The sequence below is a fragment of the Paenibacillus sp. 1-18 genome, from assembly GCF_000520755.1.
Classification (GTDB): Bacteria; Bacillota; Bacilli; order Paenibacillales; family Paenibacillaceae; genus Paenibacillus; species Paenibacillus brasilensis.
In genome coordinates this window covers 24,317-43,824 of record NZ_ASSB01000042.1, presented here as the reverse complement: position 1 = coordinate 43,824, position 19,508 = coordinate 24,317, and the positions used below count along the sequence as shown (strand labels likewise).

At 46.1% G+C, this 19,508-nt stretch carries 19 protein-coding genes and 2 pseudogenes; 9 read left to right on the top strand and 12 right to left on the bottom strand.

What is annotated here, in order from left to right:
- Positions 1-53: 53 nt before the first annotated feature.
- The 6 genes from L693_RS0102700 to L693_RS0102675 all read right to left on the bottom strand — a co-directional run bounded on the left by L693_RS0102700 (position 54) and on the right by L693_RS0102675 (position 6,456).
- Positions 54-509: a GNAT family N-acetyltransferase gene (locus L693_RS0102700; protein ID WP_025715952.1), complete on the bottom strand. Its 456-nt coding sequence runs from the start codon at positions 507-509 to the stop codon at positions 54-56.
- A gap of 143 nt (positions 510-652) precedes the next feature.
- A complete protein-coding gene (locus L693_RS0102695) occupies positions 653-1,342 on the bottom strand; it encodes a VOC family protein (RefSeq protein WP_025715951.1) in 690 nt (229 codons plus the stop codon).
- A 377-nt stretch (positions 1,343-1,719) separates the two neighbouring features.
- Positions 1,720-2,895 carry an MFS transporter gene (locus tag L693_RS0102690; RefSeq protein ID WP_025715950.1) on the bottom strand — a complete coding sequence of 392 codons (1,176 nt, stop codon included), beginning with the start codon at positions 2,893-2,895 and terminating at the stop codon, positions 1,720-1,722.
- A 77-nt stretch (positions 2,896-2,972) separates the two neighbouring features.
- Positions 2,973-3,284 carry an ArsR/SmtB family transcription factor gene (locus L693_RS0102685; protein WP_025715949.1) on the bottom strand — a complete coding sequence of 104 codons (312 nt, stop codon included), beginning with the start codon at positions 3,282-3,284 and terminating at the stop codon, positions 2,973-2,975.
- A 131-nt stretch (positions 3,285-3,415) separates the two neighbouring features.
- Complete coding sequence (locus L693_RS0102680) at positions 3,416-5,464, bottom strand: iron ABC transporter permease (RefSeq protein WP_025715948.1); 2,049 nt, start codon at positions 5,462-5,464, stop codon at positions 3,416-3,418.
- The gene (locus L693_RS0102675) at positions 5,461-6,456 is read right to left on the bottom strand and encodes an ABC transporter substrate-binding protein (RefSeq protein ID WP_025715947.1); all 996 of its coding nucleotides are present in this window, start codon (positions 6,454-6,456) and stop codon (positions 5,461-5,463) included. Before L693_RS0102675 ends, L693_RS0102680 begins: the two co-directional genes overlap by 4 nt.
- A gap of 229 nt (positions 6,457-6,685) precedes the next feature.
- Between L693_RS0102675 and infC the strand changes: the two genes are divergently transcribed.
- From infC to L693_RS0102665, 3 genes and pseudogenes are all read left to right on the top strand, one after another.
- A complete protein-coding gene (infC, locus tag L693_RS0102670) occupies positions 6,686-7,201 on the top strand; it encodes a translation initiation factor IF-3 (RefSeq protein ID WP_025715946.1) in 516 nt (171 codons plus the stop codon).
- 37 nt (positions 7,202-7,238) lie between these two features.
- Positions 7,239-7,334, top strand: a pseudogene (locus L693_RS32255) (ANT(4')-I family aminoglycoside nucleotidyltransferase); the annotation flags it as partial.
- Positions 7,335-7,748: 414 nt separating this feature from the next.
- Positions 7,749-8,297: a hypothetical protein gene (locus L693_RS0102665; RefSeq protein WP_025715945.1), complete on the top strand. Its 549-nt coding sequence runs from the start codon at positions 7,749-7,751 to the stop codon at positions 8,295-8,297.
- A gap of 105 nt (positions 8,298-8,402) precedes the next feature.
- On the opposite strand, the gene L693_RS0102660 is transcribed toward L693_RS0102665, so the two are convergent.
- Positions 8,403-8,786 carry a DUF423 domain-containing protein gene (locus L693_RS0102660; RefSeq protein ID WP_025715944.1) on the bottom strand — a complete coding sequence of 128 codons (384 nt, stop codon included), beginning with the start codon at positions 8,784-8,786 and terminating at the stop codon, positions 8,403-8,405.
- A 219-nt stretch (positions 8,787-9,005) separates the two neighbouring features.
- Here L693_RS0102660 and L693_RS0102655 point away from each other — a divergent pair, with 219 nt between their 5' ends.
- The 3 genes from L693_RS0102655 to L693_RS0102645 all read left to right on the top strand — a co-directional run bounded on the left by L693_RS0102655 (position 9,006) and on the right by L693_RS0102645 (position 12,145).
- The gene (locus tag L693_RS0102655) at positions 9,006-9,479 is read left to right on the top strand and encodes a hypothetical protein (RefSeq protein WP_025715943.1); all 474 of its coding nucleotides are present in this window, start codon (positions 9,006-9,008) and stop codon (positions 9,477-9,479) included.
- A gap of 33 nt (positions 9,480-9,512) precedes the next feature.
- Positions 9,513-10,364 carry a DegV family protein gene (locus L693_RS0102650; protein WP_025715942.1) on the top strand — a complete coding sequence of 284 codons (852 nt, stop codon included), beginning with the start codon at positions 9,513-9,515 and terminating at the stop codon, positions 10,362-10,364.
- Positions 10,365-10,519: 155 nt separating this feature from the next.
- Positions 10,520-12,145 (top strand): S-layer homology domain-containing protein, encoded by a 1,626-nt coding sequence (locus L693_RS0102645; RefSeq protein ID WP_025715941.1) that lies wholly within the window; start codon positions 10,520-10,522, stop codon positions 12,143-12,145.
- Positions 12,146-12,216: 71 nt separating this feature from the next.
- On the opposite strand, the gene L693_RS0102640 is transcribed toward L693_RS0102645, so the two are convergent.
- Both L693_RS0102640 and L693_RS0102635 read right to left on the bottom strand, forming a co-directional pair.
- On the bottom strand, positions 12,217-13,806 hold the full coding sequence (locus L693_RS0102640; RefSeq protein WP_025715940.1) for an amidohydrolase: 1,590 nt from the start codon (positions 13,804-13,806) through the stop codon (positions 12,217-12,219).
- Positions 13,807-13,851: 45 nt separating this feature from the next.
- Complete coding sequence (locus L693_RS0102635; RefSeq protein WP_025715939.1) at positions 13,852-14,550, bottom strand: 4'-phosphopantetheinyl transferase family protein; 699 nt, start codon at positions 14,548-14,550, stop codon at positions 13,852-13,854.
- Between the two features lie 227 nt (positions 14,551-14,777).
- Here L693_RS0102635 and L693_RS0102630 point away from each other — a divergent pair, with 227 nt between their 5' ends.
- Positions 14,778-16,103, top strand: coding sequence for an RICIN domain-containing protein (locus L693_RS0102630; protein WP_025715938.1), 1,326 nt, complete (start codon positions 14,778-14,780; stop codon positions 16,101-16,103).
- Positions 16,104-16,232: 129 nt separating this feature from the next.
- On the opposite strand, the gene L693_RS0102625 is transcribed toward L693_RS0102630, so the two are convergent.
- Both L693_RS0102625 and L693_RS0102620 read right to left on the bottom strand, forming a co-directional pair.
- Positions 16,233-16,748: an acyl-CoA thioesterase gene (locus tag L693_RS0102625; RefSeq protein WP_025715937.1), complete on the bottom strand. Its 516-nt coding sequence runs from the start codon at positions 16,746-16,748 to the stop codon at positions 16,233-16,235.
- 78 nt (positions 16,749-16,826) lie between these two features.
- The gene (locus tag L693_RS0102620; protein WP_025715936.1) at positions 16,827-17,375 is read right to left on the bottom strand and encodes a helix-turn-helix domain-containing protein; all 549 of its coding nucleotides are present in this window, start codon (positions 17,373-17,375) and stop codon (positions 16,827-16,829) included.
- Between the two features lie 167 nt (positions 17,376-17,542).
- Between L693_RS0102620 and L693_RS0102615 the strand changes: the two genes are divergently transcribed.
- A complete protein-coding gene (locus tag L693_RS0102615; RefSeq protein ID WP_025715935.1) occupies positions 17,543-18,268 on the top strand; it encodes an AzlC family ABC transporter permease in 726 nt (241 codons plus the stop codon).
- A complete protein-coding gene (locus tag L693_RS0102610; protein ID WP_025715934.1) occupies positions 18,265-18,594 on the top strand; it encodes an AzlD domain-containing protein in 330 nt (109 codons plus the stop codon). Before L693_RS0102615 ends, L693_RS0102610 begins: the two co-directional genes overlap by 4 nt.
- A gap of 35 nt (positions 18,595-18,629) precedes the next feature.
- Here L693_RS0102610 and L693_RS30965 read toward each other — a convergent pair.
- A pseudogene (locus L693_RS30965) lies at positions 18,630-19,436 on the bottom strand (ABC transporter ATP-binding protein).
- Between the last annotated feature and the right edge of the window lie 72 nt (positions 19,437-19,508).

Here is a 19,508-nt window from a genome sequence, read left to right as displayed (position 1 = left end):
TTTCAGAACCTTACTTAAGCCCCCTTTTTGGATGGTTAACATAGAAATTGGCTTTATAAATCTTGAGACATACGGATCATATCTCTACACTGTATACCATTCTCATAAATTTCCTCTGGATAATTGTGTCTGATAAAGAAATCTAGATCCACACCGACAATTCTAAAGCCACATTTTTGATAGAGGGCTAACTGCCCAATGCTAGAGTTTCCTGTACCAATTTCTATCGTTTTATAACCTTGAGTTCTAGCTGTTTCAATTGCATGTGTCACTAATTGTCTGCCTATTCCTTGACCATGCATTCCTTCTGATACTGCTATATTCACTAGCTCAACTGTTTCAGGTCTTGTGGGTAATAGAACATAGACTCCAACAATATGACGGTCAATCTCTGCTACAAAACAATCCCCTTTTTTTGAATATTCCTCAACTAGTTGGCGAGAAGGATCAGCTAGTAACAAAAGCTCTATCGGATAATTTTCATTTGAATTAAGCAGTCTAATATTCATTTATTCTCTCCTGAATGTATTATGTTCCCCGGATTTCCGCCTATCGCAGGCTTTATTCCAGAAATCCGAGGGTGGTGGCGATGGGAAGCACTATCCGTCTGCGCAGTGCACTATATGAAGCTCTTAAGTTCAGCTTATATATATTACGAAGCCCTAACTCGGTTTGATCTCAATTCATACAAACCATTATGAAGTGAAAGACCGGCAGAACATGGTCCTTCAAACAAGATACTGATGCTGGAAACGGTCGGAATCCGATCATCAGGAAACCAAGGCCGCTGCTTGTCAACAACTATAAATAAACCGTCCACTTCCCCTAGTGGGGCGAATTGCTGTCCGGCCCCTCCCCAAGATTCAAGCTGAAACATTTCTGTGATTTTTCTGGATACTTCCGGGACATTATCGACCGGCAGACCAATCTCGCTTATTCGAAGCAGGGAATCGGGCCCGAAAGCTTCAACGGCCGCATTGTCGAGTGTATGGTGAGCGATGAACTCGACAAGATTATGATCGGGATCATAGAAATACATTGCAGTGGCATTCCAGTGTTCGAAGAAAAATTCATCTTCTCCGCTTCTTGAAACCAACGGGATTCCCCGGCTAATGAGCCATTGTTTTGCCTCTATGAACTTATTGGTTGGAATCATAAACGCAACGTGATAGAACTCATTTTTCATGTGGGGGGATTCCTGAAAAGCAAGAACTGATTCTCCTACTCGAAACGATAAACGTAAAGGGCTCTCCTCCACAATTTCCATATCCAAGAGAGAACCGTAAAAAGCTTTCATCGCTTCGAAACTGTGTGTGCCTAAAAGCACTTCTCTTAATTTCAATTCATTCATCCTCCCATATAAAAATAATTTATTTTGCTTCCCAGTTCATGTTCAATTTAGCATTCATCCCAGCCTGAATGAGATGAATGCAGTTGTTATTGATCAGCCTTTAAATCGCTCCGAAGTTTGGCATTTACATCTAATGTCTTGAATCGAAGTAACACATCCATGTCCATTCCAATGGTCATTGGAGCATTCATTACGATCAGCGAAAACGCTTTATAAAGGAAATCACTCCCCAGATGAACAACGCCAAAATGCCACCGAAGATTAAGAGGGTAATTACAATATTACTCCATACGAAATGCAATCAACATCACCCCATCCATCATTTTATGGTCATAATGTAGAGTACTCTTCTAATGTCTCTCCATATTTTAACGCACGTTAACTTCCTCTGCATTCGAATTGAACATTTTTATTTTTATAATAATGGATAAGAAGGCTAGTAATGCAAACATCATTCCGCTCCAGATGAGCTGGTGTATTCCCAAGTGAGAAATAAACCACCCACCCAGAGCAGCCCCTACCGTAATACCAAGATTAGAAAACGAGACAAACAGGCTGTTACCGAACTCCGGAGCTTCCTTCGCTTCTGTAGTTAACCATGTTTGACTAATAATAAGCCCCCCGGAATGCACGGCCCCCCAAATGAGCACAACCACAATCATCGGTAGGAAAGAAGCACCCAGAGCATAAGTGAATATGTAAATGACCATATATAGCAAAGGGAAGATGATGACGGTCTTTGTCAAATCTTTATGTAAGAATCCTCCAAATAAAAAGTTTCCAAAAATCATGATGATTCCAAAAACCATTAACATGATACTGATCCATGCCCCGTTCATTAGGGTTACTTGTCCAAGATATTCAGCAAAGAAGCTATACACCGAAAACATAGCTGCAAAGATAAAAATAACAGTCATAATGTTGAACCACAATTGAGGTTTACGTAGTATACCAAGCTGCTTTCCATAAGACATCTTTTCCTGAACAGGCAGGGAAGGAAGCCAAACGAGGATTCCTACAAATGCAATCAAGCTTACGACAGCTCCAAACAAAAAAGCAGCCTGTAACGATATCCTTTCGGCAAGATAAGAAGTCAACGGCACGCCAAAAGCAAATCCTACCGTAATTCCAGCGAAAACCTTCGTGACGGCTTTACTGCTATTTTCAGGGGGGACAAGATTAGATGCGGTCACGAGGGCAACCGAAAAAAAGACAGGATGAAAAATAGCAGGGAGAACACGAAAAATAAGCATTACCTCAAAATGAGTGGTATAGGCATAGACTATATTGGAAATGACAAAACAGAATACAGCGGTTAATAGAATGACTTTACGATTCATGCCAGAAACAAGTAAGGTCAAAAACGGACCTGAAATGGCAACAACGAAAGAAAATATACTGACGAGCCAGCCAGCCTGGGAAGTTGATACATTAAATTTTTGAGTTACTTGGGGGAGGACACCTATAATTCCCATTTCCGTTGTTATAATGCCAAATACGCCTAAAGCCAGAATGATAATAAGTAACGGGTTAACCTTTTTCATTTTAAGTATAAGCCTCCAATTAAATTATATATATAGATTTGTAGATATATTATGTGAAAAAAAAACCTCCTTTTTGTTTATAGTTCCTTTTGGATGTACTCGGCAAATTGCTGTATTGTTTTTTCATTCCGACGATAGTACGTCCACTTCCCAATACGCTCAGACTCTAACAAACCGGATTTTTGCATCGTTAATAAATAACTTGAAATCACAGACTGAGCAAGTCCCGCTTTAGCCTGAATATCTCCCACACATACGCCAATTTGAAAATTAAGCCCTTGTTTTAGATAAGCCTGTTCATCAAAAAACTCTTCTGGTTTTTTTAACCACAGCATAATTAGACGACGAGTTTCGTTTGACAATGCTTTATAAATCAATGACGGTTCCATAAACCACATTATATCTACTTTATTAGATTTGTAAATATAAAATTCAGATGATTCCATAGGAAAATAAATAATGAAGGCTGCTTCCCTACGGAAAATCCGCTTGGAAACAGCCTGTTCATGTACATCTTCCATTACAATGACTTACTCTTATTGGAGCGATACATCAAGTACAGGAAATAAGGCGCACCAATCAGGGCGATCAGCAGTCCAGAAGGAATCTCCGTCGGTGCGAGCACCGTCCGTCCAATCGTGTCTGCCAGCACCAGCATTACCGCTCCCAAAATGCTTGATAAAATAATGGATCGGCGTACATGGTGCCCGATCAGCGTGCGCACGATATGCGGAGCAATCAACCCGATGAAGCCGATCGTACCCACGCAGGCTACCGCTCCCCCTGCCAGCAGTACGCCTACTGCCATCGCCAGCAGCCGAGTGCGGCGCACTGGAAGCCCCAGCCCCATGGCGCTGCTATCGTCAAATACCAAAAGATCGAAGCGACGAGCCAGCCACCAGGCTACTGGCAGCAGCGCAAGTAGAAAGCTCAGAATCGTCGTCACCTGTCCCCAGCTTCGGGCGTAGGTACTTCCCGTCAGCCAGATATAACCCGTGCTGCCCCACAGTGAGCCCTGGATAATCAACACCTGGATTCCGGCTGATCCGATCGCCGATACGGCAATGCCAAGTAATATTACAACAGATGGGTTCAGTTGCTTGTTCCAGGACAGAAAGAAAATCACCGCCGCCGAGACTGTCGCTCCGACGATTGCCGCGATTGGCAGCATATACACGGGCAAACCCGGCCAGACGATAATCACTGCAAGTGCGCCGAATCCGGCTCCTGAAGAAACCCCGATGATCGAGGCATCGGCTAACGGATTGCGCACAGCCAATTGAATCAAGACGCCGCTGACCGCAATCGCGATGCCAGCCCCAGCCGCCACCAGTGTGCGTGGAATACGGAACTGAAGCAAGGCCGAATTGGCATTCTCACCGCCAAGCAGACCGGACAGCAGATCACCTACCGGAATACGCATTCCCCCAAACATCAGACTGAATACGGTCAGCAGCACAGCTCCGCACGCGAACAGTGTGGCCAGCCTGCCAAACGGCAATTTCCGTGAGCGGACACCTATATTCATAGAAGAATGTCCGCCACTGCCAGAAGGCAGCTTCATCTTCCAGAGAATCAGCCAAATTAGCCATGGAGCCCCAATCAATGCCATGATCGCTCCAGTCGGCAGATTCATACTTGATTGGTGAACCATTTTTGCCAGGACGTCAGCGCCCGTTAACAGCAGCGCTCCCCACAGGAAAGAGCCCGGCAGTATCCAACGGTGCATTTTCAGGCCGCTTAAACGTACCAAATGCGGAGCAACCAGCCCCACAAACCCGATAGGCCCGATGACGCTTACCGTAACTGTCGACAGCAGTACCGCCAATACAATACCCACCGCCCGTGTCAAGCTCACTTTTTGCCCAAGGGACGTGGATGTGGACTCATCCAGATCGAGCACATCGAATTGCCTTGACAGCAGAACTGCAATCATTGAAAGCCCTACGACCCAGGGACAAGCGTAAGCCGTGCCGCTCCAGTCGTTTTGCACCAGCGAGCCGGAACCCCAAAGAAACAGCCCCTGTGTTACAAAGGAATAAAAAATATGCAGTGCTCCGGTGAACGAGCCGAGAACCATAGATACAATCAAGCCCGCAAGCGCCAGCCGAATCGGACTCCCCGTTCGCCCCCCACCCATAAAGTAAGCGAGCACTGCCGCCAGCAGGCCGCCCAGAGCAGCGAACAGAAACGGCGCTTGATGCAGCAGTCCAGGGAACATCACCGTGCCCAGCACAACTACAAAGTAGGCACCTGCGTTGATTCCGAGTGTATCAGAAGCTGCCAACGGATTTTTGGTAATCGCCTGTAGCAATGCACCCGCAATTGCCAGTGCACCACCAGCCAGGATTCCAATGACCGTGCGTGGCATTCGCAGATCCCAAATCATATTATGGTCCAGCGTATTCTGACGCTGGGTCAAGGCCTCGATGACCGTAGGCAACGGTATTGACGTCTCTCCATAACATAAGCTTACAAAAAAAAGCACAATAAGGACGGCCAAGCCGCCCCCAAAGATGCTTGCTACACGCCAAGTCTTCGACAAACCGCCTGCGCCTGCTCGGGTCATTTCGTCAGCGCTCCGACTACCTGATCAACCAGCACTTTGGATGAGATTGGGCCACCGAACGTCCATGTTGTACCGTCCAGTGGGTAGGTCCGTTTTTCTTTGACAAAATCCAGTCCGTTCCATACCGAGTTGGTCTTCATGGCGGCTCCAAATACATCGTCCGTTTTTTGCGTAATATAGATAAAATTGCTGTCCTGTACAGCTGGAAGAGCTTCAATGCCAACGGTGCTAAAGCCGTATTTCTCGGTCTTGTCCGACTGCCAGTCGTTCACCATGCCGATTTTCGCCAGCGTCCCCGCTACAACCGAATTATCCTTGAACATTCGCAGACTGGCAGCATTTTGAGCCGTAAAGGCCTGTGTCAACGCATAGTGGAAGTTCGCTTTTCCCGCTTTTTCCAATGTAGCCTTTGCCTCCACATAATGCTGGTCAAGTTCGCTTAGAACTTTATCAGCCTGCTCGGTTTTTCCGGTAGCAACAGCGATCTGCTTGAAGATTTCGACCATGCGGTCATAATCATAGCCGTTCCCTTTATAAGGATCGTATTCTATCGTTGGTGCGATCCCCTTAAGCTGTGCATAGATGGCTGCATTATTGTCTGCATTAGAGATAATAAGATCCGGCTTGAGCGCTGCGATTGCTTCCAGGTTCGGCTCGCTCCGTGTACCTATATCCGTAGCGGAATCCGCCAGTTTGGCCTCTGGCGTCACCCACAGCTTGTAGTTTGCATTGTCCGCATTGCCGACAGGCTGTACCCCAAGTGCAATCAGATCTTCGGTAAACGTCCATTCAAGCACAATGACACGCTCCGCCGGCTTGTCCAGCTTGACTTCTCCATGATCGTCCTGCACCGTTACCGAGCCAGCTGCTTGGGTTGTCTGCTCCGATCCGGAACTGGCTCCCGTTTTTGAGGTATCCCCCGCCTGACCGCAGCCTGCCAGTACAATAGCAAAAACCATAAATAGCAATAAGCCATCCATCATCTTCTTCATCTCTCTTATTCACCCCTGCATGTATATGTTTCATTAGAAAATGATTATCATTATCAATAAAAGAGTATAGGGGTTAGTGATTTTTTGTCAATAAGGATTCTATCGAATAGTATAAGCTGCATATTTTTGCAAAAGTGCAGCTACTCATGAGCCAAAAATCCAAATTGAATCGTAAACAGGTTCCGTATATGATAGCTTTATCATTGTTTTTAAGGGAGGCTGCATTGACGTGGCAGTATTAATCAACGAGCAAATTAAGGCTGATGAGGTGATGCTCACTGGGCTCGGAGGGGAGCAGTTGGGTATAGTCTCCAAGGCAGAAGCCTTGGCTATGGCCCGCTCCAAAGGGGCGGACCTGGTCTGTACCTCACTGATGAGCAGTCCGCCTCCTTGCAGCCTTGTTCCGAAGGGCAAAGGGAAAGCACTCGTGCAAAAAGAGTCCGCAACACGCAAAACGAATGTCGGAAGAGTCGTTGGAAAGAGCGGAAAAGAAAAGGTCAAGGAACTGCGCTTCACTGCTTATATTGAGGAGCATGATTACGATACGAAGCTGCGTCAGGCGGACAAATATCTGCGTTCCGGCAAGCCGGTGCAGTTGGTTGTCAAATCATCGGGCGCGAAGGAAGCTCCTGTCGCCAAAGCAGTGCTGGAGCGCCTGCTGGTCGACCTAAAGGAAGCCGGAATGAAGGAAACTGGAATCCAGACGGGCGGCAAGGGCTCACAGGTGAAACTGAATCCACGCTGAAGTGTAGATGGATATATTAGGGAGTAAAGACAAATTCCTGGATATAGGAGTCTATGGGTCTGTTTCAAAGGGTACAGACGGCCCTTTTTCGGACATTGAAATGTTCTGCGTGCTATATGGATCAAACGAATCCCGTTTTGAATAACATTCGACTCCGCTTTGATAGCAACCACAATCATATCACCACATTTTGGATATGCTGAAGACCCCTTTGTTGAGGGGTCTTTTCCTATTTTTCCAACTGTAAAATATTTAAAATTTAAATATCTTGATTTCACCCTCCGCCTCATTTATTCTCAATATATGTATACAATGGACTTGGTTGATTTATATCTGGTTGCTCACACATACAGGAGCCTATAATTCGGGGGCCTACTCAAGAAATTTTTATGCATAGGGCTTTAAATGATGTATGAGGCTTTATATAGAGTGAATTTTTGTTAATATCCAATAACAGGGCCTAAGGTACTATGACATATTGCATTTTAATGATATATTGATAGATACTACAAAAGACTATATACCCAGGGCTTGGGCTGGAGGATGTATGAAAAAGGAATCAAATCAAGACGAAACCAGTTATTTATTTAATGTTGATGTATTAGTTAAAGGTCGTTCGAACGTAGAGGCCCTTCAGTTCTTGCTTAACCTCTTAAGCCAACATGATCAAATTGCCGATAGTCGGATTCAATCTGGCATTGAACTTGGTAATTTAATTGAAGCTGCTTTGTATCTAAAAAAACAGTCTGCTAGCGACTCCTCGGACCCTGCCGCTAAGCTTGCAGAAAAGTTCTCTAAAAGGAAGTCTGCCGCAGTTATGACTAAGTCAACTGCTGCCGTTCAAGAGATCAAACAAACCCATGCACAGCCGAAGCCTGCAATACAGCAAGAACTTAGCACATATGAATGGATCAAACGCTATATACAAGATAATACGCTTGTACGTTTAATTGTGAATCGTTATGGCGGACAGCGCAGCATCCCCTGCCGCATACTCAACCTGGATCATGATAATAGCTTGCTGAGTGTGTATCATGTGGATGAGAAGCAGGTGTACTCCTTTAAAATGAATGAAATTGATGAAATCACAACGTAATTGTACATCCCTTGCAGTAAAAAGTAAGTATGAAAAAAAGAGAATCGGTGGAAAATGTTACGTCTTTCCACCAATTCTCTTTTTTCGTATTCCAGAATCGAGTCTCTAGCCCTCTTTCTTCAGCCCCATTGCAGCCCATGCCAGAAATAACCAGCCTGCAATAAAACAAATCCCCCCCAATGGGGTGATAGCACCCAAAATACGGATTCCGGTCAAACTTAGCACATACAAGCTGCCGGAAAACAAAATAATACCCGTCAACAGCAGACGTGCTGCCCATCTTAAACGGGTCGAGGCCCCCCATTGTCCGGCAGCCAATGCAATGATCAGCAAGCCGACAGCGTGAATCATATGATATTTTACACCTGTTTCATACACGGCCAAAGCGTCCGCGTCGATTCGCGCTTTCACAATATGTGCTCCAAACGCTCCAATGGCTACTGCCAACAGCATCATTATAGATCCCACAATGATCCATCTACGTTGCATGTTTATGTACTCCTTTGCTTCTTATTCTTTAACCCGAATGTTCTTCTTATTTTATCGAATCGGGTTGAAGTTTACCAGCCAACCCGTATGGTTAGATCTCCTACAAAATTTGATGTTTAAACCCTGTCTTTTGAAGGGTAATGTGTAATGCGGCTTGCTTTTTTGTTTATTTTGTGGAAAATTAGTACCTGTTCGGACTATGTTCAAGGAGTTGAAAAAATGAATTATCAAGATCCTAATTTGCAAAAGCCTACTGCGTCTGAGGAGCATCCTGTTTTTTCAGAAGCTCCTGTGTTCCAGCCTCCGGTCAAGCTCAAGCATTCCGGTCCCGGAATTGCTTCTTTTATTATGTCGCTCGTCAGTCTGATCGGATATATTATTATGGCTATTATGATCATTAATCTGCTTGCTCATTTCAGCCAGTATCAAACGATGAATCCGGAAGTTGTTCTGCAACAAACCGGAACGGCGCTGCTTCCTTTTATTTTTTTAGGCAGCCTGTTGTTGAATTGTAGCGGACTTGTGATCGGTATTATTGGAATCGCGTTGAAAAACCGTAAGAAGGCCTTTGCTATCACAGGATTAATCATTAATGCACTCATTATTGTGGGTTTTATTGCACTTCTTGCCATCGGTCTTTCCATTCCGAACAGCACTGCGGATATTTATCCTTCCTCCGTGCAATCTTTATAATTTTTCCGCATCACGCAGAGAGGATTCTATGTCATGAACAAAATTAAAATTTTTGCGGACAGTACCAGTGATATTCCTTCCGATTGGCGCGAGCAATATGAGATTAGCATTGTACCATTGTATACCGTGTTTGGTGATGAAGCATTACAGGACGGGGTAAACATTCACCCGGAACAATTATTTCAGCGTGTAAGCCGCGAGGGACAATTGCCGCGCACCGCCGCACCTTCTCCAGCGGATTTTATTCAAGCCTTTGCTCCCTACATAGAACAAGGGGACGACATTCTATATATCAGTCTGTCTTCTGAGCTGTCCTCGACGTACCAAAATGCACTGCTCGCTGCCTCTGAATTCCCGGAAGGTCGCATCACGGTCTTTGATTCTCTGAATTTATCATGCGGCTTTGGCCTGCTTGTGATGAAAGCTGCCCGTGCGGCTGCAAGTGGCAGCACGATAGAGCAAATTGTAGAGATGCTGACGAAAACACGACCATTAATAGATACGGAATTTGTCATTGATACACTCGAATACCTGTACAAAGGCGGCAGATGCTCAGGAATGCAAAACCTGATCGGCAGTCTGCTCAAAATTCGTCCGGTCATCAAAGTCATTGACGGAAAAATGACACCTGCATACAAAGTCCGTGGCAAACGTGAAAAAGCACTGGATCAGATGCTGCAAAATGCCCTGAACCAGCGCGATCAGATGGATAACGACATCATCATTATCGTACATGCCTTGGCTGAGCAGGATGCGCTCATGCTGCAAGCTCGTTTGAAGGAAGAAACAAATGCACAAGAGGTGCTGTTAACCACAGCCGGGTGCGTCATATCGAGTCATTGCGGACCTCAGACCATCGGTATTATGTTTGCCAAAAAAGCATAGATTCAATTCTAGCCCCGCTTACCGTACAGGTAGCGGGTTTTTTGGTGTGTTTCCAGCAATTTAGCAATGAATAACTTTACTATTTTTGATAGTATTATTCGTCGAGTAACGACAAATGCATCTACAATCTATCATAAAAAAGAAGGTTATTTGGTATGAGTTCCAAGCGATCACGTTGCTTAACCCGGCTCACCTTGGCAGCAACGACAGCCATAACGATATTTACTACATCAACTTCATATTTGGCTGCCCCGGCAGCAGCATCTGGCGTAGCGTTTCAGGATATTTCACACAGCTATGCCTATCAGTCTATCATTTCCCTGCACGCTAAAGGGATTTTGACAGGTACACAACCCGGCTACTTCTCCCCCAAGAAGGCAGTTACGAGAGCCGAGTGGGTTACCGCACTGGATCGTATGCTCAGTCTGGAGCCTGTAAAGGCAGCCGTTGCTTCCTATCGGGATGTATCCAAACAGGCGTGGTATTACGGTTGGATCGAAGCTGCTTCCCAGCTTGATATCGTTCAGGGAGGAACGTCCGCCACATTCCAGCCCAACAGTCCTGTAACCCGGCAAGAAGCGGCCTTGATGATCGCACGTCTTATCCGCTCTTCGGGAGAATCAGGAGAAGCCACTTCCTCTTTCACAGATGCTGATGAGATTGCAGATTGGGCGCTTGAAGCTGTAACCACCGTGAATCGTTACGGCTTTATGAAAGGTGAAAATAACCATTTTCGCCCTGCATCTTCCCTCACCCGGGAAGAAACAGCATCAATGCTGGAACGCCTGCTGACATATTCAACGCAGCATGCTCGCCAAACTATTTCCGCGACCCCGTCCATCCGGCTAGGCTGGCAATATGATCAAACCGTTCAGCAGTTTGAAAGCACCGTACTACAATCCAACATTAACACCCTGTCACCACGCTGGTTTTTTCTGAACGAGACAGGAACCATTAGCAACTATACAAATTCGTCGCTGATCACCTGGTCCAAGCAGCATCAAAAAAAAATATGGGCTATGGTAGGAAATCGTTCCAATTCAACGATGACACACCAAATTCTGTCGAGTGCTGCTTTACGGAGCCAAACCATAACTCAGCTTGCCAATGCTGTATCTGTGCATGGCCTGGATGGGCTTGTTATTGATTTTGAAAATGTGGATGGTCAGGATCGCTCCAATCTCACATTATTCATCCAGCAATTAAAGGCCAAATTAAAAAGTCTGAATGGTGTACTGGCGATTTGCGTATCTCCTGATTACGGCACGGATTGGACAGCCGCCTTTGATTATAAGCAGCTAGGTGCTGCGGCAGACTATATGATCCTTATGGGATATGACGAGCATTGGGGAGGCAGCTCGATACCCGGCTCCGTGTCCTCATTACCGTGGCTCCGTGAAAGCGTGAGACGCTTTGAGCAAACTGCCGATCCCAGTAAGGCCATATTGGCGTTGCCTTTATTTACAAGGAATTGGACGCTCAATGCGAGTGGCCAATCGGTCGCTTCCTCTGATATTTCACTAGATGAGCAAAATCAGCTAGTGTCCCGTTCCTCCTCCAAACCGAAGTGGAATGAGGATGTTCAGCAGTATACTGTGTCTTACAAAGACACACAGCTGCATAAGCTATGGCTGGAGGAAGGACGATCCTTAACCCTTAAGTATCAATTGGGGCAGGAGGAAGGATTTGCAGGCTTCGCCTACTGGTATCCGGGCGGCGCAAGCTCTGATCTGTGGTCCAGTATAAAAAATGCAGACCGATTCCTACAGCGTGGCTTGTAAAAGCGAAAAACCTTCAACCTCACATAAAAAAGCGAAGTTGAAGGTTTTTGGTATACCTTCATATGCCCAGCCTACGACTGATATGCGATTTTCCCGTTCACGACCGTCATTCGTACCTTAACATCCAGTAAAGCTTGCGGGCTTTCCGTTACATCGCGGTCAATGACCGTAAAGTCAGCCGCTTTACCTGCAGCAATCCATCCCCTCTCATCCGTCTCCCCGGCTGCTACTGTGCTTCCCGTGGTAAACAGATGAATGGCTTCATGAACATCCAGCTTTTCAGCGGGAAGATAACCCTCATGCATTTCTTCCGGCTTGGCACGAGTTACAGCCGCATGCATCCCGAGAAAAGGACTCAGCGGTTCAATCGGCGCGTCACTGCCGCCTGCACACGGAATACCCGCATTCAGCAGCTTTTTCCAGGCATATAAATATTCGGTCCGTTCTTTCCCAACCCGATCCAGTACCCATGGAAAATCGCTCGCGACAAAACGCGGCTGAATGTCAGCAATCAGCGGCAGCTTCGCCATTCTCTTGACCAAATTAGCCGTAAGCACCTGTCCGTGGATCAGGCGATCCGGCAAACCGCTTTTCTCTGTGAGCGCATGAGTCTCCATCGCTGTCAAAATCATGTGTGCCGCCCCATCGCCGATGGCATGTACAGCCACCGGAAAGCCTGCGGCTCTGGCTGCTGCCACCATCTGATTCAGCTCTGGCTGCGGTTGAATCGCCATTCCGCAGGTATGTGGAGCGTCACTGTATGGCTCGGACAATAACGCAGTTCTTCCGCCAATGGCGCCATCGGCAAACATTTTTATAGCGCCGATTTTATACCACTCATTTCCAGCCCCTGCACGTAGCCCTTGCGCTTGAGCTTCCTTCAAAAATGGATGATAGATGAGCTGGTGTGTACGAAAAGCAAGGCCTTCCTCCCTCAGCTCGTTGTAAATCCGCTGCATCGTCTCCACGCTGCCCAAAAAACGTAAATCCTCCGTATGCGCAGCAGTCAGACCGAGACGTAGCGCATCCAGGCATGCCCGTCGAATCGTATCCTTTTTTACCGCATAATCCGGCTCTGGCTGCACATTTGTAAAGGCGAAGGATGCTTCCTCATAAAGCAATCCGTTCAATCGTCCCTCAGCGTCTCGTCCATAGGCTCCCGAGGACGGGTCAGGGGTGTTATCATGAACACCCGCACGTCGAAATGCCTCTGAATTAGCCAGGAACGTATGAAAGCACGTACGGGTCAAATAGACCGGGTGCTGGTCTGTAATGGCATCCAGCTCGTCTATACCCGGAATTTCAACCGGAATAAACGCATTTTCGTTCCAGTTGAGTCCCAAAATCCACTCTCCCGGCGGTGTTACAGCGACCCGCTTGCGCAGCATGTCCAGCATCTCCTGCTTGGAGGTAGCTGATGTCAGGTCCAGCATCGCCAGCTTCATGCCGTGCATGGACAAATGCATATGTGAATCGGTTAAGCCTGGCAGCACATAAGCATCCTCCCAATCCACGGTTTTATATTCCTTACCGGACAGCTGCAATTCAAGCTCCCGCGCATATCCGATGGCCTGTATACGGCCATGCTGTACCACGATTGAATCCCCTTTCGAAGCCCAATCCCCATACAACCGGCCGTGCTTGAACAAAACGAACGTCAACGCTATTCATCTCCCTTTTTCAGCAATAACGTTATCCCCTACATGTTACGCCTGAGTCGCTACTTCTAATTGTAGTGTAGTTATATCTACCTGCTGTATCTGCCGGGCAAAGTGATCATGGGCTGCACAGACAGACATTTTATAATCTTGATCCAGCGCATACTGTTTAAAATGGCAATATTCGGTGGTAAAGCCCTCTGTCGTGAAGCCTATGAACGAATGTGCCCTCAACTCAAATGAAAAAGACTTCAGCGGTAGTGTTAATCCCTGCCCCTCGGCCTTCACAAAGCTTTCCTTAAGCGTCCATAGATCATAAAAATACGATAAGCGACTGTCTGCGTCCTGACGCATTAACGCATCATACTCTGTGTCCGAAAAGCATACCTTGCCTACCTCAAAATCAATAGGACGGAGCTGTTCGATGTCGATTCCAAGCGGTTGCTCATCAAGGGCACATACCACCCATTTTCCCGAATGAGAAACATTAAAATGGAAGCCGGGCGCATTCAACAAGGAAGGCTTACCAAAAGCATTGTATGTAAACTGAAGGCTGGCATTAGGTACCTTCAATTGCCGACAAGCCAACCACCTTAACAGCACATCGGCGTATAATCCCCTCAAGGCGTCCTCTCGGTGTAAAAAACGATCCAGCTTCTGCCGCTTTTCCAGTGAAACCCGATTTAACAGTAACTCATAGTAAGTCTCAGCCTCTGGCTTGCTTGTATCAATCGCGTATATTTCCATGGTCGCCTCCTGTATGCCGTAAATGGATATCAGCCAGTTCGCAACACTCACCGTTCGATTGAAGTCTGTCAGCTATGGATGGCGTGTGCCGTGTACATGGTCAATATACTACTCTAGCACTTTCAATTCAATATGGATACAATTGGGATAAGTAATCCTATTAAAGCTATGTATAGAACTAAGTTATGAAAGCGCTTTAGAAAATACGCATAGAGGAGGACGAAACAATGAAATATGATTTTGCCCGCTTGCTGTGTATAATGCTTTCTATTTTACTGACGTTGAGCATATTCCAGATGTTTTCACCTAAGATAGCTTCTGCGGCTTCAGCGAATGTTTTGAATGGCATTCAATTTAAAGACACTGCTGGAAACGTGGTTCATGCCCATGGGGGCGGTATGATTAAAGTGGACGGTTACTATTATTGGTTTGGTGAAAATCGCAATCTGGGCGGCACGTTCAAGGCGGTATCCGCCTACCGTTCCTCAGATTTAAAAAACTGGGAGTTTCGCAAAAACGTGTTAATCAGCAGCTCGGCAGCAGAGCTGAATGTGTCGAATATCGAACGTCCAAAGGTGATTTACAATGAAAAAACACGCAAATATGTATTGTGGATGCACAAGGAAAACGGGGTGAATTACAACGAGGCCCGAGTTGCAGTTGCCACCTCCGATACTGTGGATGGCGATTATACGTATCAAGGCAGCTTCCGTCCTCTGGATCACGATTCCCGCGATATGACGGTATACAATGACAACGGAACGGCTTACCTGATCTCGGCGACCCGTGTGAATGCCGATTTGAATATTTATCGTCTGGCACCGGATTTTCTGCAAGTTGAATCACTGGTGACCACACTGTGGCCGGGACAATATCGTGAAGCTCCGGCGATGTTCAAAAAAGGAGATGTCTACTTCCTGATTACATCCGGGGCAACCGGCTGGAATCCCAATCAGGCCAAGTATGCTACGGCATCCAGCATTGAAGGAACCTGGAGCAATACGATGAACTTCGGGGACAGTACAACCTATGGTTCACAGTCGGCCTACGTCATTCCTGTTGAAGGTACGCAGACGACTTCGTATCTGTATTTGGGTGACCGTTGGGCGGGGGCGTGGAGTGGTCCTGTGCAGGATTCTCAATATGTGTGGCTGCCGCTGCGTTTTCCAACTGCGACTTCATTAGCCATGGACTGGTTCGACAGCATTAATATCGACACCGCCAGTGGTATCATAGAGGGTGTAACCACGCCAATGGTCATTGACCCGGATGCCTATTACCAACTGGTAAGCCGCAAGAGCAACAAACCGCTGGGCATCATTGGCAATGCGACGACGGACGGTGCCGACCTGGAGCAGCGTGCAGATTCCGGAGCAGCAAGCCAGCAGTGGCAGCTGGTATCCGTAACCGGGGGGTATTACAAGCTAAAAAATCGGGCGACCGGCAAATTGATTGACATTTCCGAGGGCGCCACTGCCGATGGAGCTAAAGCCATTCAATGGGGCGATAATGGCGGGACGAATCAGCATTTTCGTGTAGTTAAAACAGAATAGCCCCGTTATTTCAGCAGTTCATTCAAAAGGAGCCGTATTCCGAGCAGATCATAGCTGATTGCAACGGAAAAACGGCTCCTTTTTACATCAAAATGATGAAGAATGATGAAATTGGTGATCTCTGGTATGTTACACTTCCCACGGGTAATCTGTCGTCAGGAAACTCGCAAGCTGCTTGCTTTCTTCCCTGCGCTGGCGCCGTATGGCTGCGCGCGATGGAGCCGTCTGGTGCAATTGCATTTGCTCTTCTGTTTCCGGAATCACCTGTGGCACGGTTACTTTACGGTTATGCTCGTCCAGTGCCACAAAGGTCAGAAAGGCCGTAGCGGCAATTTTACGATCACCGGTCATTAGCCCTTCGCGAATCACCTTTACGAACACCTCCATCGAGCTGCGGCCTGTCCAGGTAACAAATGCCTCCAGCGTGACAGAATCGCTCGGATGGATAGGCAGTAAAAAATCCACCGAGTCCGTCGAAGCCGTAACCGTGTTTACTCGACACAGCTTGGCAGCGGCGATCGATGCGATATCGTCGATATACGACATCAGCTTGCCCCCGAAAAGTGTGTTGTGATTGTTAACATCGTTGGGAAATACACGGGACGTCTTGAAGCAGTAGGTTTCTCGAATGTACTTGCTTTCCATGGGTTCTCTTTCCTCACTTTTCCTTGTGGCTATCTTTTTATATGTGGAAGCCTGTTTGCGGCTATGCTCATCATCCCACTAATCCGCATAATAAATCAATACATAAAAATCTGCATCCTCATCCGAATCATTGCGGTAGGTATGTATGTCAGACACTTGAAATTGTATAGCATCCCCTGCGCTCAGCCTAAGCTGCTGCCCCTGCATTTCAAAGCACATTTCCCCGCGGATCATGAGAATCGATTCTTCTCCCAGATGCTTCTCTGCCTGGTGTGTAAAGCCCGGCTTCAGACTTACCGTGAACACCTCGAACTTTTTTTCCGAATGATACGGGAATACAGGGTAAACAAAATAGTTACCGTCCTCATCAATAACCGGATACAGGTCACTTCTACTAATTTTCGTGATTTGCGGCGGGTCCTCTTTGAGAAAGGAGGAAAAGGATACATGTAGGCCGTTCGCAATTTTCCAAAGTGTTGTCACTGTAGGATTGGACTTCCCCTTCTCAATCTGAGCCAGCATGCCTTTACTGACCCCTGTCAATTCAGCCACCTTATCCAGACTAAGTCCTCTAGTCTTCCTGATTTGAGCTAAATTAGAGCCGATAATATACTGCATTGAATCCACAGACTGTGCCTCCTCGTATCGAAAAGTCTATATAAGAAGAATACACAAAAGACGGCTTGTTCGCCACAGGAGATATTCACTATAACATACATACGTATAATATATTGATTAGTTTTGAGCTTCCGTTGTATACTGTTATAAATTTATACACTGGGGGTAAGGTTGAAATGTCCATAGCATCGGAGTTGAGCAGAACGGAGCCCGATTCACTCAGCTTTTTACAAGGGATTAAAGATTGTATTCCTACACTGCTCGGGTATGTATGCATTGGGTTCGCAGCAGGCATTGTGGGGGCCTCATCCGGGGTTAGCACGATGGAAATTGCTTTGATGTCAGCACTTGTATACGCAGGAGCGTCTCAGTTTATTATGTGTTCCATGCTGGCTACAGGTAGTCCTCCATCCGTCATTATTTTAACGACCTTCATTGTGAATGCCCGCCACCTGCTATTAAGTGCGTCGCTGGCTCCTTACTTTACTAAATATTCACTGTGGAAAAACATAGGCATCGGCGTTCTTTTGACAGACGAATCCTTTGGGGTAGCGTCGGACAAATTGGCTAAAGGCGGGCAGGTAAGCGATCGCTGGATGAACGGGCTTAATATAACGGCATATCTTGTCTGGATCGCTTCCTGCGTGGCGGGAGGGATACTCGGGAACTGGATTTCCAGGCCGGAGGCCTTTGGTCTGGATTTTGCCCTGCCAGCAATGTTTCTTGCCCTGCTTATTTCCCAGCTCCAAAGTGTACAGACCTCCAAGCTCAAGCACCGTCTGCTGCTCGTGGTGTGTATGGCTGTTCTGATGTACCTTTTGTCTTGGTGGGTGCCATCACATATCGCGGTCATTGTAGCTACGATGATCACTGCAACGATTGGAGTGTTAACCGACAAATGAACATTCATCCAAGTGTCCTGTATATTATTATCGGCGGCATGATCGTCACGGCGATCCCAAGAATCATTCCCTTCGTCGTGCTGCAAAAGCTGGCGCTGCCCAGGCCAGTGCTACAATGGCTTTCCTATATCCCCATTTGTATTTTCACAGCACTCGTGATGGAAAATCTGCTCGTCCGAACCGAAAACTCGGTTATTCTTAACGGGCAAGTGCTCATAGCTGTCCTTCCTACGCTGGTGACCGCCTTGTGGAGCAAAAATCTGCTGGCTACCGTCGTTGTCGGTATTGTGAGTATGGCTGTAGTTCGACTATTGTGGGGAGGTTAGATGTTAAAGACCGTGAAAAACTAAATACAACCAAATCAAGTGTATATAAGATGTGCCTGGTTTGTCGAAGTATCATTTACAATTTTATATAAATAATAAAAATAACCTTCATTCTCTATCAAATGATTAAAAGAACCTTTTTCTACTACTTTTCCATCGGCCATAACAAATATCTTGTCATAGTGCTGTAATGTAGCTTTAGACAAACGATGTGTCACTATCAAGCATGTAGTAGCTTCCAGACTTAGTATTGCCTCTTCAATGGCATTCGCCGTTTCACTATCCAAAGATGAAGTTGCTTCATCGAGAAGTAATAACGGAGTTTGCCTAATTAAGGTCCTGGCAATCGAAATTCTTTGTTTTTCCCCACCTGATAGCATCCCTCCTTTTTCCCCAACCTGTGTATCCAAACCATAAGGTAACTTGTCGATTAGCTCATCAAGTCCAGCTGCACGTATCACATTGGAAAGCACTTCATCTGGAAATGATTGATACATTGTAATATTTTCTCTTATACTACCATCAAATAAAAATACATCCTGATGCACAACCGATTCTTACTGACACCAATTCTCAGCAGAAATGAACTTTAAATCCAAATCATCTACATTAATAGTTCCTTTATAATTATCATATTGTTTCATTAGGAGCTTCAGCAAAGTTGATTTTCCAGATCCACTGGGTCCCACAAGAGCATACTTTTCTCCTTTATTTAGTTTAATGCTAATATTACGTAAGTTCAGATGGTTCTCAGCATAACCAAAGGATACATCAGTTAGACAAACAGAATGACCAATTGATGTTTTATTTATGTATTCGATACTTACGTGTTCAACATCCATAATCTTTAACACTTTGATCGAAATATCACGCAATGATCTGATTTGAGTAATATATTGAATGCTCATATATAC